At 69.1% G+C, this 13328-nt stretch carries 14 protein-coding genes and 1 pseudogene; 5 read left to right on the forward strand and 10 right to left on the reverse strand.

What is annotated here, in order from left to right:
- Positions 1–505 precede the first annotated feature (505 nt).
- Positions 506–1417 carry a hypothetical protein gene (locus AC1DDU_RS08040; RefSeq protein WP_477432808.1) on the forward strand — a complete coding sequence of 304 codons (912 nt, stop codon included), beginning with the start codon at positions 506–508 and terminating at the stop codon, positions 1415–1417.
- Entirely contained in the window at positions 1404–2351 is a 948-nt protein-coding gene (locus AC1DDU_RS08045; protein ID WP_477432810.1) for a hypothetical protein, read from the forward strand. Before AC1DDU_RS08040 ends, AC1DDU_RS08045 begins: the two co-directional genes overlap by 14 nt.
- A 31-nt stretch (positions 2352–2382) precedes the next feature.
- Here the strand turns inward: AC1DDU_RS08045 and AC1DDU_RS08050 are convergent, their stop codons facing one another.
- Positions 2383–3141 carry a hypothetical protein gene (locus tag AC1DDU_RS08050; RefSeq protein WP_477432812.1) on the reverse strand — a complete coding sequence of 253 codons (759 nt, stop codon included), beginning with the start codon at positions 3139–3141 and terminating at the stop codon, positions 2383–2385.
- Between the two features lie 88 nt (positions 3142–3229).
- On the opposite strand from AC1DDU_RS08050, the gene AC1DDU_RS08055 reads away from it, so the two are divergent.
- Complete coding sequence (locus AC1DDU_RS08055; protein ID WP_477432814.1) at positions 3230–3442, forward strand: hypothetical protein; 213 nt, start codon at positions 3230–3232, stop codon at positions 3440–3442.
- A 485-nt stretch (positions 3443–3927) separates the two neighbouring features.
- On the opposite strand, the gene AC1DDU_RS08060 is transcribed toward AC1DDU_RS08055, so the two are convergent.
- The 5 genes from AC1DDU_RS08060 to AC1DDU_RS08080 form a co-directional block, all read right to left on the reverse strand.
- On the reverse strand, positions 3928–4263 hold the full coding sequence (locus AC1DDU_RS08060; protein ID WP_477432816.1) for a hypothetical protein: 336 nt from the start codon (positions 4261–4263) through the stop codon (positions 3928–3930).
- Positions 4264–4706: 443 nt separating this feature from the next.
- Positions 4707–4910 (reverse strand): hypothetical protein, encoded by a 204-nt coding sequence (locus tag AC1DDU_RS08065; protein ID WP_477432818.1) that lies wholly within the window; start codon positions 4908–4910, stop codon positions 4707–4709.
- A 92-nt stretch (positions 4911–5002) separates the two neighbouring features.
- Positions 5003–5440: an alternative ribosome rescue aminoacyl-tRNA hydrolase ArfB gene (arfB, locus tag AC1DDU_RS08070; protein WP_477432820.1), complete on the reverse strand. Its 438-nt coding sequence runs from the start codon at positions 5438–5440 to the stop codon at positions 5003–5005.
- Between the two features lie 52 nt (positions 5441–5492).
- On the reverse strand, positions 5493–6647 hold the full coding sequence (locus AC1DDU_RS08075; RefSeq protein ID WP_477432822.1) for a hypothetical protein: 1155 nt from the start codon (positions 6645–6647) through the stop codon (positions 5493–5495).
- Positions 6648–6730: 83 nt separating this feature from the next.
- Positions 6731–7534 (reverse strand): MBL fold metallo-hydrolase, encoded by an 804-nt coding sequence (locus AC1DDU_RS08080; RefSeq protein WP_477432824.1) that lies wholly within the window; start codon positions 7532–7534, stop codon positions 6731–6733.
- A 122-nt stretch (positions 7535–7656) separates the two neighbouring features.
- Here AC1DDU_RS08080 and arr point away from each other — a divergent pair, with 122 nt between their 5' ends.
- Positions 7657–8067 (forward strand): NAD(+)--rifampin ADP-ribosyltransferase, encoded by a 411-nt coding sequence (gene arr / locus AC1DDU_RS08085; protein ID WP_477432826.1) that lies wholly within the window; start codon positions 7657–7659, stop codon positions 8065–8067.
- 27 nt (positions 8068–8094) lie between these two features.
- On the opposite strand, the gene AC1DDU_RS08090 is transcribed toward arr, so the two are convergent.
- The 3 genes and pseudogenes from AC1DDU_RS08090 to AC1DDU_RS08100 form a co-directional block, all read right to left on the reverse strand.
- On the reverse strand, positions 8095–9180 hold the full coding sequence (locus AC1DDU_RS08090; protein ID WP_477432828.1) for a DUF998 domain-containing protein: 1086 nt from the start codon (positions 9178–9180) through the stop codon (positions 8095–8097).
- A gap of 89 nt (positions 9181–9269) precedes the next feature.
- Positions 9270–9899: an antibiotic biosynthesis monooxygenase gene (locus tag AC1DDU_RS08095; protein ID WP_477432829.1), complete on the reverse strand. Its 630-nt coding sequence runs from the start codon at positions 9897–9899 to the stop codon at positions 9270–9272.
- 128 nt (positions 9900–10027) lie between these two features.
- Positions 10028–10693: pseudogene (locus AC1DDU_RS08100) on the reverse strand (DUF998 domain-containing protein); the annotation flags it as partial.
- Between the two features lie 310 nt (positions 10694–11003).
- Between AC1DDU_RS08100 and AC1DDU_RS08105 the strand changes: the two are divergent.
- Complete coding sequence (locus AC1DDU_RS08105) at positions 11004–12713, forward strand: DEAD/DEAH box helicase (protein ID WP_477432831.1); 1710 nt, start codon at positions 11004–11006, stop codon at positions 12711–12713.
- An 18-nt stretch (positions 12714–12731) separates the two neighbouring features.
- On the opposite strand, the gene AC1DDU_RS08110 is transcribed toward AC1DDU_RS08105, so the two are convergent.
- Positions 12732–13280 carry a hypothetical protein gene (locus AC1DDU_RS08110; protein ID WP_477432833.1) on the reverse strand — a complete coding sequence of 183 codons (549 nt, stop codon included), beginning with the start codon at positions 13278–13280 and terminating at the stop codon, positions 12732–12734.
- Between the last annotated feature and the right edge of the window lie 48 nt (positions 13281–13328).

The raw sequence follows: 13328 nt of genomic DNA on the forward strand, positions 1-13328 counted from the left end.
AAGCGAGCACCACAATCACGATGACGCCGATACACCCCATTCCGAAGCACCCCATGCAGCCCTTGGGAGGGACCGCCGGGCCGGGGGGGGGGGGGGGGGTATTGCCCTCGGCAACGGTGGGCCTCACAGGTCGGCCCGCCTGGGAGCCTTCTGCATGACTCGGAGTCAAGGATTGCGGGCGTCTGTCACGCCTGGTTGGCTCCCGGCCGGGTGGTTCCCGTCACCTGTGGTGTGCATGACGCGGCCCCGGCCTTGTAGCCGGGGCTTCGTCGTATCCCGGCGAGGCGGACCACCACCTGAGTGCCGCCACAGCCCGCGTGCCGACCCCTCAAGTCGTTTCATGAAATCGGAGGACGCGGAGGGGGTGTTTACACGGTCGAGCCGGCGTCCAACGAATCATCTTTTGATCGGGACTTTTCATGCACTTGACATCGACCCTCTGTAAAGCGCGTTTACATACTCCCTCTATCTCTCAAAAATAGCCTCTGTGTTTTCCCCTCGAGGTATGCCTAAACTCCGCGGTTTGATGCTAGCCTTCGATACACCAACACCGAGAGGAGGCCAAACCATGGCCGAAGAAGTAACCGAAGAGGGTGCGAGCGAAGCCGCCAAGAAGCTCCGCTCGCGCAACGGAGTCCCGCGGGTGGCGCTCGAAACGATCGAGGCATCCGTCAACGCGATCTGGCAGGTCGCTCGTCGTGGCGAAGCCGCGCCTGTCACGGTCGCTCGCGCGATCACCGGCAAGCAGGATGCCAAGGCAAGCGGCGGCGCATGGCAGAAGCGCGTCGCCGCGCTGCGCGCCTTCAACGTGATCGAGCGGGGCTCGGCTTTCAAGCTGAGTCCTATCGGAATCGCAATCGCGAACTCGGCCGATGTCGAAGGACACACCAAGGGCTTGCGGGAAGCGGTGCTCAGCATTCCCGCGTACCAGAAGTTCTTGGAACGCGCAGACGGCGGGGAGCTGCCTCCCATCGCGCTGCTGGCGAGCGACATCGAGTTCGAATACGAACTGTCGAACGCGGACGCCGTGACGGCGGCAAACGCATTCGTTCAGAGCGCGCGGTACGCCGGACTGGTCGACGCAGACGGGCACGTGTCGCTCGGTGGCGTGTCGGTTCCCGTCAACGGAGCCGAGGTCGACCCCGATGCCGAACCCGACGATGAGTCTGAGGTCGAGAGCGCGGCTGCTCCTGCAGGTCAGCCGGCACCGGTTGCTGCTCCCGCTCCCTCGGTGCCCGAGATTCAGCCTCCTGCTCAGCCCGTCACGGTGAGCATCCCTGCGCCGGCGGCGCTGGCGGTGGGCGGTTCGCCGGTGACCGTGAAGGTCAGGATCGACATGACGGAGTGGGCCGCGGACGACGCCGTCAAGGTGCTCAACGCTCTCGGCTACGGAGAAGACGCCAGTGAGTCCGAGTGACGACGGCCAGCTGATCTTCTGGGTCGGTCAGCCCGAGATGCTCGACGGCATCCGGAACTTCGGCGTCGGCAACGGTGACGCGGTTTCGGCTGACGTCCAGCGGGTGTTCGAGCTGACCGGTCTGGTCGAGGCGAACGGAGGTGGTGGGTCGCTTGGACTCACCGCCTCCGGGCTTGCCCTCTACAGCGCAGCGTGGGTACAGCACGACGAGCCGGCGACGAAGCGTCTGCTCGGGCAGGCGCTTCGCGCGCTCCTGCCCATTCAGGTGCTCGGCCAGGAGCTCGGGAACACCGATCCCATCCCAGAGTCCGGTGCGGTCCACCTGCTCGCTCTCCACCGCGTCGTGCCGCCGACGTTCACCGCCGACGACGCCCGCCTCACCTTCCGCTGGCTCAACGACCTCGGCGTCGTCGTCTACTCGCGCCAGAAGAAGACGGTCCGGTTCGTCCCCGACGATCCGGGTGCGGCGAAGGCGGGCGAGGTCGGATCGTTGGGGGCGATGATCTCGCCTCGCACCCCATACTCCAACGTGGTCCGGCTGCGTCGTGTTCTTCGCACCCAGAGCGGCGTCGTGACGTGGGCCGACCCGCACTTCGGTGCACGTGCACTCGAGGAGCTCGCCGACGAGCTCGACCCGTCGAAGGTCACGGAACTGCGCATCATCTCGGGCGACGCACCCAACGTGTTGTCCCCGCGTAGCTTCAAAGACTTCGAGCGGTTCGAGCAGGAGATGTCGAACAAGGGGATCACTGTCGAATGGCGGGTCGACACCGCACGCGACTGGCACGATCGGTTCCTCGTCGACGCCAACGGCTCATTCAACATGCCGCCCGTGAACAACCTGTTCAAGAACGAATACTCGGAGATCCTCCCGAGCGACTCGAAGCCGCCGGTGGATGAGTGGTGGGCGCGTTCCTCGCCACGCACGACGTAGGCATACGGAGTTGCAGTATCCCGGTGTGGGCCTATACCCGCAGCTGTTCGGCGATCTCTCGAACTCGTTGAGCCAACTTCTGGACGCGTTGCTTCGCGGACCCCGGGGCACGTCCGTGGAGACAGACGGCCACATCACGGATCTTGTTGGTATCTCGCTTTAGTCCGTCGTTGACCGATCCGGTAAGACCGACCTTCTCTCCCGGTGGGCGCTCCTTCACTAGCTCGTTTAGTCGTGACAAGCTCCCGCCACTTCCGTGAGCGAGGGTGTTGCGGATCCCTTTCAGAAGGTCAAGAGCGCAAGCGTCGGGGGCGGTCGCGACTATGCCTCGTACCTTGTCGGAGTATCGGGTGTCGAGATCCCTCGCCGCTTCCGTCATCCACGTTTCGCAACTGTCGAAGGTGACGTTGTATCCACGGGGGTCTAGGAGCGCTTCGACTTCGCCTTGCTTCGGTCTTATCGGGACGGTGAGCGCGCCGCCATGAAGAAGGCGAATGTAGTGGTCGATGCTTGCCTTCTTCACTCCCGCGTCGAGACTCGTTTGCTGGGCGGTCACGAACCTGTCCGGCGCGGCCGTCACGGCGACGACGTGCCACTTGTGCTGGAACAGCTCCCACTCCGAACCGAGTCGAAACGCGAAGTCCGCTGCGAGACCCTTGCGCAGTTGGAGTTGACGAGGGTTCTTCACATGGTCGGACACAGCTTGATACGTGTCCGCGTAACGCGCTTCCATTTCGATCACGCCGTCGAGGAATGCATCGAGCGGCTTGTTCGGGTCTGCGACCGGCATGCCGTCAAGATAGCGCGTGACGCTCGCACGTCACGGCACCCCGATTCGTTCATCCGAACCGTGTGACTCGAACCAGTAACGTGTGCGCATGGCAGATAACGAAGTCCGCATGGTCCATCGAATCGACGAGCTGGATATGACCATCCGGTGGGTCGTGTCCGTCGACGACACCCACGTGGACTTCCTAGACGCGGACGGGAGCACTGTCGCCGACCCCGATCGGATCCAAGCTGCCGTGAATCACCTGCGGGATCTGGAGACCATCGGGCTCGATTTGGAGCGCCCGGGAGACTGCACATGACGCGAATCCATGCGGGAACCTGCCAGCACTACCAGCCGGACGGGTGCACCAAGCACCAGAATCCGGATCTGACTCGCGCGGTCGGTCACTCCTGTTGCGGACGATGCTCTCAGGGCAGAGCGCACAAGACTGAAGCATGGGGTCACGCGCCGCTGTTCGAGCACGCCTACCACGAGGGGCTCGTGACGCCGGGCGTATGCACGACCTGCAAGCAGGGACCGCACTAGCCCCGCGCGTGCAGTCCGGCGTCCCGTGGGGTCCTCCTGGACACGAGTGACCCCCGGAGCCCTGAGAGTGGGTTCCGGGGGTCTCAGTTCGCGGGAGAGGCGCGAGGCGCAAGACGAGCCGATCCAGGAGTAGAGCTCCGACCAGCTGATGACGTCCGCTGCGGCCACGAGACTTACTTCGGACCGCCTCTGGCGGCCCGCAACGAGCCCCATTCGTGCGATGCGCGGTTAGGGATCCCCGTAGGGACTTGGCCGGCCTTAGCCGCCCGTGAATGCCACCGTCGCGATCTCCGACCCCGCTTCCGTGCAGGCCTGCATGACAGCGGACCATTGCTGATCCAAGTCGTCCGATCCGATCTCGCCGCGGCCATACGCCGCGAGCGCGACCGGCGGAACGGCCGACTGGAGCGCGGACACAGAGTCGCTCACGGACCCCTCGCCACGGGTGGGCACACGGCTGAGCACGATTGTCGCGAGCCGATACCAGCCGCCTTGCTCTTGCGTATCCATGCGCCCTTCGCTCACCGCGACGTCGGCATTGAATCGGATTGACATGACGTCACCGATCGCCGAACATGTCTCGGCATCCGTCACAGCATTGGATCCGGGGGTCGGCGCTGCGGCGGGGATCGCGCTTCGTTCCGGGGTCGGAGTGGCAGCCCCGTCCGGAGCTGTGTCGCTGCCGGATGACGCACAGCCCGCCAGCGTCAGCGCCCCCGTCAACACAACGGATCCGATCAGAGACCGCACACTTCTCAAGATGCGTTGCTCCTTGTCATTCGGCTTCCCCACGTTTTCCGGTGATGTGAGTCCGTCCGCCGAGCACCCTTGGCGCGAAGGCTGAGGTGGCCGATCTCTGCAGCTCTCGACTGAGAGTAGCAATCCGGCTCATCCGGATAGCCAAACCAAGGCGCGTGTGGATAAGTCAGCTGCGAGAGCAGCGAATGACACCCTGAAGCACGACTCTGCCCTGGTGAATGACCGCAATGCCCGTTTGGGGATCGCGAGTGTGCAAGCGCGTCGACGGCATCGGGTGCTCAAGCCACGCCGAGCGCCTCGAACGCGTAATAGGTGAGGTAGACCGGCCAGACGAGGGCCTGAAGAAGACCCAGAACCCAGTCCCAGAATCCCATGTCGGAGTGGGAGATGAAGTAGATCGCGGCGCCGATGTACGCCAGAAAGAAGAAGAACCCCCACGGTGCGGCGTTTGCCGCAGCCCCGCCCCTGCGTCCGTCGCTCATGTCGGCCACCCTCCCTTAGCGTTCAGCTCGGAGGTTACGCCGAGGGAGAGGCGAATGGCAGAGGCCGGAGCGGACGTGGACGCGGGGCGTGGTCAATCGTCGGGTGGTCGACGGAGACGCTTGACGTCAGTGCGCTGCTTCTTCGCCTTCAGGCGTCGTTCCTTGGCTCCTCGACTGGGTGCGGTGGGTCGACGCGGCGCTGGGGGCGGCCGCAGCGCGTCGGCCACGACCGCGGCCAGTCGCGCGCGGGCGGCATCCCGGTTGCGAAGTTGCTCGCGATGCTCGGATGCCGCGACTGTCAGCACTCCGTCCACCAAACGGCCGCGCAGGTGCGAGAGGAGTCGTTCTCGCTGAACGGGGGAGAGGGTGGCCGAGGCTGCGGCATCCCATACGAGTTCCGCTCGCGAGTCGGCGGTGTTCACCCCTTGCCCGCCGGGGCCCGAGGAGCGCGAGAATCGCCACGACAACTCCGACTCCGGGATCGTGACCTGCGCGTTGACCCGAAGTCCGGGACGATGGGCGGCCGGCATGAGTCCATCATCCCTCTGCAGCAGAACGCCGCCCGCAGACCGGCGCCGTCGTTCACAGCGCCCGGCTACGGCTCCCGGCCGCCACGGAGTCGGCGCGCCCGGCGACGGCGAGCGTGCGCGTGAACAGCAGCAGCCACCCGACCACGAGGCCGGCGCAGACCATCTCATGGGTGGCGAGGGTGTAGTACCCGATCCAGAACAGGCTCGCGGAGAAGAGGATGCCGGCCGCCACCACGGGGGCGAGCACGATCATCGGCCGGGGGAGGCGCGGGAGCACCCAGCGAAGACCTAGCAGGAAGGCTCCGAAGATCACGGCCATGCCGATCGCGAAGACGTTGTGGCCCACCTGGCTGAACGTGACCGGCACCAGCGCCGCGCCGAGGAAGCACGCCGCGAGGGCGAGGAACACGCCGTAGACGATGAGCGCGCTCGTGTGGTGGACCCGGGGTTCGGTGCGCGCCCACGCGTCCACGCTCACCAGCAGGTACATCGCGAGCAGCGCCGTCACCCCGCCGGCCAGGATCAGGGTCGCGTTGAAGACGGTCGACGTGATCCCGCCGCGGCCGCCGAGTTCGCTGAAGTTGAGCCGGTACCACTCGTCGTCCTGCGTCGTCGCGACACTCACCGTGAACCCGGTCGCCACCACGGCGAACAGCAGCAGCACGAGCCGGGTGGCGGTGACATGCGCCGCGAGCACGAACGCCGTGTAGCCGCAGGCGCCTGCGACGAGAGCGACGATCATGGCCGCCGTCATCGTGTCGACCGCGACGCCGGGCCAGATCAGCGATGCTGCGTGGAACAGCATCCACTGCACCAATGCGAACACCGCCGCGAGCGAGATCGCGAGGGCCGCCGACATCCAGGCTCGTCGCGAGCGCGTGACGCCCTTCAGCCACGCCTGCCTCGGATCGCGGGCCGCGAGCCGATAGCTCACCGCCGAAGCGGCGAGGGTGACGGATGCCGCGACCACGATGCCGGCCGCGCCCAGCGACGCCCCCTCCCACACCGGTGCCGCGCGGCCCCAGAACCCCAGCGCTCCGCCGGCGAGCCCGACGCCGAACGCGAGCGCCGCCACGACGATCGCCCGCGCCTCGGTGCGCACGGCGAACCGTCGCGCTTCGGCCACTCCGTCACGGTGCAGCTGCTTCTCGACCCGTACCGCGGCAGCCTCGAGGCGTGCTTCCTGCGACCACGCGCCGCGTGCCATGGCACGATTGTCCTCCCATCAGGGCGGGTCTGGGGCGGCAGTCGTTGCTACGGCCGAGGCATCCGTCCGTCGTCGGTTCTGCGTCAGCCGCGCTCGGCGAGGGACTGCACCTGCCAGTCGTGCACGTCGACGAGCCAGTCCAAGGCGGCGGAGGGGCCGATGCGCGGGTCGTCGGGAGCGCGGCCGTCGCGCAGGGCCAGCACGTAGGCGCGGTCCTGCGCGATGCGCGGGCGCACCTGGCCGGCGCCGCCGACGGAACCGTGGCCGGGAATGACGGCGACGACGTCGTCGGCCACGCTGTCGAACAGGTCGAGCGCGGCGAGGTAGTCGCCGATCGGGTCGTCGGCCTGGAGGTCGAGGAACGGCATCAGGATGTCGGAGAGCATGTCGCCCGCGACGAGGACGCCGCTCGGCTCTACCAGCAGCGCGGCGTGGCCGGGGGCGTGCGCCCGGTGCTCGAGGATGCGGACGGCCGGTCCGTCCCACGGGATGTGAGTGGTTCGCTCAGGGAGGCCGGTGATGAGGCCGAGCAGCTCCATCGGGATGTCGTCGGCGTACTCGGGCGGAAGTCCCTCGGCCACCTGCTCCTTCCAGTCCGCCATGGCCAGCACCTCGTGGATGGCGGCCGCGCCGCGGGCCGTGCCGTACCGCGGCGAGTCGCCGAGGTTCGGGTGCCAGAGCACGTGATCCCAGTCAGGATGCGTCGAGAAGGCCGCGACGACGGGGCGGCCGAGCTCGCGCACGTCATTGGCGAGGTCCGCCATCTCGGCGCGCGTGATGCCGGGGTCGACGAGGAGGACGCCCTCCCGTCCCTGCACGACGGTGGCCTGGGTCTGGATGAACTCGCTCTCGTGGGTGAGAACGCCCTCGGCGACGGACTGCAGCATGGGATGCCTCCGCAGATGGTGTGCGATCGCTCCCGTCAGACGGTAGTACCCGAGCCGACCGGCATCCAGGCCGCGGGCGTGCGCTCGGTGAGGGCGACGGTGCCACCGCTTAGGCTGTCGCCGTGACGCACGCGCTGGACGAGGGCCCGTTCTACCACGGCACGAAGGCGGACCTGCGGGAGGGGGACCTCCTCTCGGCGGGGTTCCGCTCGAACTACCGGCCCGAGGTCGTGATGAACCACATCTACTTCACCGCGGTGCCCGACGGCGCCGGGCTGGCCGCCGAGCTCGCCCCCGGCGACGCCGAGCCGCGCGTCTACGTGGTGGAGCCGACCGGCGCGTTCGAGAACGACCCCAACGTGACCGACAAGAAGTTCCCCGGCAACCCGACGCGCTCGTATCGCAGCACCGAGCCGCTGCGGATCGTCGGCGAGGTCTTCGACTGGACGCGGCTGACGCCCGAGGCGCTGCAGGCCTGGCGGGAACGGCTGGCCGCGCTGCGCGAGGACGAGCGCGGCGAGATCATCAACTGAGCGGATGCGGGCGGCATCCGCTCTCCATCAGTCCTGGCGGCCGGCGACGCCGAGGAAGCGGATGAAGACCGCGATCCAGCCGAAGATGAGTGCGAACACGATGATCTCGAACGCCGTCAGCGAGAAGAACCCGATCGCAGGGATGAAGAGCACGACCGACACGACCATCGCGACGAGGAACGACCACGACGCGACGAAGTAGGTGCGCGGCATCCCCCGCAGGAAGTTCGGGCCGCCGATGAGGAGCACCAGGAACATCGCCGCCATGCCGGATGCCGAGATGTTGTGCATCGGCATGTTCACGTCGACGGGGAAGATGCCCACGCACGCGAGCATGATGCCCATCACCACGAACAGCACCGGGACGATGCGCGGCCCGCGCGGGTTCTCGAGCACACCTGCGGCGGCGAGGGCGCGCATGTCGTTGGCGATGTAGACCGCGAACGTCGTCACGAGCAGGCCCGCCGCGATCAGCGTGCCGTTGAACACCCAGCTCGACAGGTCGTCCTCGAAGGTCCCCAGGTGGCTGAAGTGGATCGTCCACCACTTCGGGTCGGGCGTGGTCACCATCGCGGTGAGCGTGCCGATCGCGATGAACGCCAGCAGCAGCGTCGACATGCGCTGGGTCGTCATCGCCGACACCGACAGGAAGACCGCCCACGTCGTGAGGCCGAGGGTCACCGCCATCAGCACGACCGCCCAGAAAGTCACGATCGGCAGCCCGATGAAGCCCAGCGCGAGCACCCGGTACAGCGCGTACACCGCGACGAATGCCAGTGCGGTGTGGACGATGACCACCGAGATGGTGTTGACGATGAACTTCCACGACGGCAGGGCGGCGCGCCACTCCTGCCCCGGCCGGTTGCGCGCCCGCCAGTACTCGGTGGTCGACGCGACGGCCGCGACCACGGCCGCCCCTGCGGCCGCCCAGACGGCGAACGAGTCCGCCTCTCCCGCGAGCTTCAGATCGGGGGCGAAGATCCCCACGATCAGGCCGTAGACCGCGCCGACGATCCCGGCCGACAGGGCGGCGTAGACCGCCTCGGACTCCGCCCGGCGGCCGGGTGTGGGGGCGGGCGCGTCGGGCAGCGACGGGGCGTTCACGGTGCTCACGAGGTCAGAGTACGTCCGGCCGGGAACGTCGGGGGCGATCGGCGCGAGAAGTCATCGAACGGATGCCGCGGCATCCGCTTGTCGGAGGCTCAGGCGCCGCGCTGCAGCCAGGGGCGCAGCATCCGCGTCACCCACGGCAGCACGGCGTACGTCATGATCGGCGTCAGTAGGACGGTGGACAGGAGGACGCGGGCGACAAGCGGCCACTCCGCGAACCCCGGGACGAACCCGAGGAGCCACGACGCGAGGAGGTTCGTCGGGAAGAACCCGAGCCAGATCGTGACGGCTTGCTTCCAGCGCGGCGGGGCGGCCGGGATGGGCTGCTGGACCGGCCCGGTGGGCGGCTGCGCCGCGAAGCCCGGATGCCGCGACTCGACGTGGGTCGCGAACGGAGCGTCGAACCACCCTTCGATGCCGGTGCGGCGCTCGATGCGGACCTCGCTCGCGAAGGCACGACCGGAGTCGAGCCACCACGACCGCTGCGGGGAGTCCTCCCAGCTCTCGAGGGTCGGGATGTCGCTGAAGCGGTAGAGCATGTACCAGAGGTCGCTGCCTTCGCCCGCGCGGACCCAGCCGGAGCCGAGGAAGCCGGGGAATCCTGCGGCGAGATCTGTGCCCGCTTGCATCCAGCTTGTGGCTTCGATGGTGCGGGACGGGTCGATACGTCGTTCGATCGCGACGGTGATGGGGTGGGCCACGGGTTCTGCCATGGCATCCATTCTCCGGTCGGCGCGACGCGCGCGGGTACGGGGGCGGCGTGCGGCACGTGAGCGAGCACGCGGGGCAGTGACAGCAGCCAGATGCCCATCGTGACGAACGCGACGAACTCGAACAGCGCGAGCGTGATGAACCCCGCCGTGAGCACCACCATCCCGCTGGCCAGCACCGCCACGCACAACATCGTGGCCCGGCGGAACGGGCGGCTGCGGCGGGGGATCGCCAGGCCCGTCGCGACGGTGGCGAGGAACGACAGCCCGAGCCCCGTGGCGATGATGTCGTGCATCACCGCGCTCACCGGGATGGGCACCAGCCCGACGCCGGTGAGGTGCAGCCCCGCCGACACGATCGAGCCGCGGAACGCGCGAGACGAGCGGCGACGGATGCCGGTGGGCAGCGCCACCGCGACCAGTACGCCGTAGGTCGCCAGGCAGAAGCCGGAGAAGATCGCGATCGTGTTGAACATGCGCCCCGAGACGTCGGAGTGGGTGCCCAGCTGCGAGAAGTGATGGTGCCACCAGGTGGGATCGTGCGTGGTGAGCACCGACACGAGCACGCCCACCGGGAGCGACAGCACGGCGAGCCGGCCCACGCGGTGCACATGGTGCGCGACGGCGGACGGGGCGATCGCGGGGTCGCCGGAGGCCGCGTTCACGGCAGCGGGTGGCACGGCGCCCGATGAGGTCCCGGGCGCGAGGACGGTGGTGACGCGACCGGCGGTGACGTCGCGCGACATCATCGCCTGGGGCAGGGCCAGGGGGCCCCGGGTCGCGTCGGATAAGGTCGTGGGAGGCATTCGACTCACGATCGTTGTGTCGACGGGTCCCCGAGCCGCGGCACCCCCCAAACGAGCCCGACCCCGGGACTCGTCAGGTCTGACGACAAATCCCCAGTTCAGCGACGGGTCGCTGAATGAGGCCGAATCCCCAGTTCAACGGCATGCCGCTGAGTCAAACAGTAGTCGGAACAGCCGTGAGAGCGCTGGCCGATCGGCTGCTCCGTCCCCGTCCGCCCGACCCCGCGCGGGTACGCTGGGGGAGCCGGCTCGCCGCTCGCGCAGCCCCGATGACGCGCGAACGGCGTGAACGGGACCCAGGAGGAGCCGGATGCCCAAGAACAAGAAGCCGGCCGGCGGCCGCGCGGCGAAGAACTTCGACCCGCGGTACAACCCCAAGTACCGCGCCGCCAACGAGGCGCGCGACGGCCGTGATCCCCAGCGGCGCCCCGGCGAATCCTCCGCCGGGAAGGCGGGCAGCCGCAGCCCTGGCCACCGCGGGTACCGGACCGACGCCGATGGCGCTGCATCCCGTTCTTCGGAAGGCGCCGGGGCCGCCCCCAAGCGTCGCTGGACCGACCAGGAGCGCGCCGGGCGGGACGAGGCGCGGGCGATCCGCACCCACGCACGCGACGACCGCGGGCGCCGTCCCGACGCCGGTCGCGGAGCTCCGGCAGGGCGGGATGCCGCGCCGCGCCATGACGGCGGACCCCGCGGTGATGCGCCGCGCCGCGACGGCGGACCCCGCAGGGATGCCGCGCCCCGGCGCGACGCCGCGCCGCGCAAGGATTCCGCGCCGCGCAAGGGGGAGCAGGCGGCCGGCGACGTCGTGCACGAGCGGCTGCGGGCGTCGGCCGTCGCTCCCGCAGCGGTCGAGGGAACGACGTTCGCCGACCTGGGCCTCGGGCAGAACATCGTCAAGACCATCGCCGACCTCGGGGCGCAGCATCCGTTCCCCATCCAGGCGGCGACCATCCCCGCGATCCTCGACGGCCGCGACGTGCTCGCCCGCGGCCGCACCGGATCGGGCAAGACCATCGCCTTCGGAGCGCCCCTCGTCGAGAGCGTGCTGCGCTCGCAGGCGGGCCAGAAGCGTGAGATGGGCCGCCCGCCGCGTGCGCTGATCCTCGCCCCCACGCGCGAGCTCGCGCTGCAGATCGACGCCACGATCCAGCCCATCGCCCGCAGCGTGGGCCTGTTCACCACGCAGATCTACGGCGGCGTGCCGCACGCACGGCAGCTCGGCGCGCTGAAGAGGGGCGTCGACATCGTCATCGGCACGCCCGGCCGCATCGAGGATCTCGTCGAGTCGCGTGCGCTCGACCTGTCGCAGGTGCGCGTCGCCGTGCTCGACGAGGCGGATCACATGTGCGATCTCGGCTTCCTCGAGCCGGTGCAGCGCCTCATGCGCCGGACGCCGCGCGACGCGCAGCGGCTGCTGTTCTCGGCGACCCTCGACGGCCAGGTGACGGCGCTGGTCCGCGAGTTCCTGGCCGAGCCCACGGTCGTCGAAGTGGCCGGCGAGACGCAGGACTCGGGCACCATCGAGCACCGCGTGCTCGTCGTCGACCACCGCGACAAGCGCGAGATCCTCCGGTCGCTGGTCGACCGCGACGGCAAGACGCTCGTGTTCACGCGCACGCGGGCATTCGCCGAGATGCTCGCCGAGCAGTTCGGCGAGGACGGCATCCGCGCGCTCGCCCTGCACGGCGACCTCGATCAGGCCCGCCGCACCCGCAACCTCGAGAAGCTCACGTCGGGCCGCATCGACGTGCTGGTGGCCACCGACGTGGCCGCGCGCGGCATCCACGTCGACGACATCGACCTCGTGGTGCAGGCCGATGCGCCCGACGAGTACAAGACCTACCTGCACCGCTCTGGGCGCACCGGCCGCGCCGGCCGCGCCGGAACGGTCGTCACGCTCGTGACGCGGGCGCGGCGTGAGCGCCTCGCCGAACTGCTGCAGCGCGCCGACATCGAGGCGCCGTTCGCCGACGTGCGTCCCGGCGACGACCTCCTGGACGAGCTCGCCGGGCGCTGACGCCGCTCGCCGCGGCGGTCAGGCCTCCGCGGCGGCCGTCGCCCCGCGGATGCGGCCGGTGGCAGCGGTCACCGCGGCTACGGCGCCCACGATCGCACCCGGCACGAGTGCGGTCAGCGCCGACACCAGGATGCCGGCCGCCAGCGTGCCGACGTAGGTTCCGAAGTCCGCGTGCACGACGAAGCTCGAGAAGACGGCGCGCACGATGTTGCCCGCCACGACCGCGACCACGGTGACCCACACGCCACGGCCGAACGCGCGCCACGGCCCGGCGCCGGGCCGTCGCCGCGACGCGGCGCGGAGCATCGCCCACGCGACGGCGAGCATGACCAGGGCGCCGACGGTGTCGGCGATCCAGAACGCCCACGTGGTCTCGCCGAGGGGCACCAGTCGCAGCGGCGGCCACAGGAACGGCAGGCCCGCGGCGGCCGGCACCGCCAGATACGGCACCCACGTGGTGAGGGTGCCGACGAGCGGCCAGATGCCGACCACGATCGCCAGAACGGCGAGGGTCACGAGGCTCGCGAGGAGGCTGCGGTCGGACAGGAACGGTGACTTCGTCGACACCCGCCCGATGATAGCCTCCGATTCGCGCGTGTCCGCACCCCCGGGGCC

The sequence above is a fragment of the Microbacterium sp. 05T445 genome (genome assembly GCF_056395865.1).

Excerpts from the sequence above, each read along its gene's own strand:
- AC1DDU_RS08080 (WP_477432824.1), bottom strand. The coding sequence starts at position 7,534 with ATGCTGCAGTCCGTCGCCGAGGGCGTTCTCACCCACGAGAGCGAGTTC.
- arfB (WP_477432820.1), bottom strand. The coding sequence starts at position 5,440 with ATGCCGGCCGCCCATCGTCCCGGACTTCGGGTCAACGCGCAGGTCACG.
- AC1DDU_RS08040 (WP_477432808.1), top strand. The coding sequence starts at position 506 with ATGCCTAAACTCCGCGGTTTGATGCTAGCCTTCGATACACCAACACCG.
- AC1DDU_RS08055 (WP_477432814.1), top strand. The coding sequence starts at position 3,230 with ATGGCAGATAACGAAGTCCGCATGGTCCATCGAATCGACGAGCTGGAT.
- AC1DDU_RS08050 (WP_477432812.1), bottom strand. The coding sequence starts at position 3,141 with ATGCCGGTCGCAGACCCGAACAAGCCGCTCGATGCATTCCTCGACGGC.
- AC1DDU_RS08065 (WP_477432818.1), bottom strand. The coding sequence starts at position 4,910 with ATGAGCGACGGACGCAGGGGCGGGGCTGCGGCAAACGCCGCACCGTGG.
- AC1DDU_RS08095 (WP_477432829.1), bottom strand. The coding sequence starts at position 9,899 with ATGGATGCCATGGCAGAACCCGTGGCCCACCCCATCACCGTCGCGATC.
- AC1DDU_RS08075 (WP_477432822.1), bottom strand. The coding sequence starts at position 6,647 with ATGGCACGCGGCGCGTGGTCGCAGGAAGCACGCCTCGAGGCTGCCGCG.
- AC1DDU_RS08105 (WP_477432831.1), top strand. The coding sequence starts at position 11,004 with ATGCCCAAGAACAAGAAGCCGGCCGGCGGCCGCGCGGCGAAGAACTTC.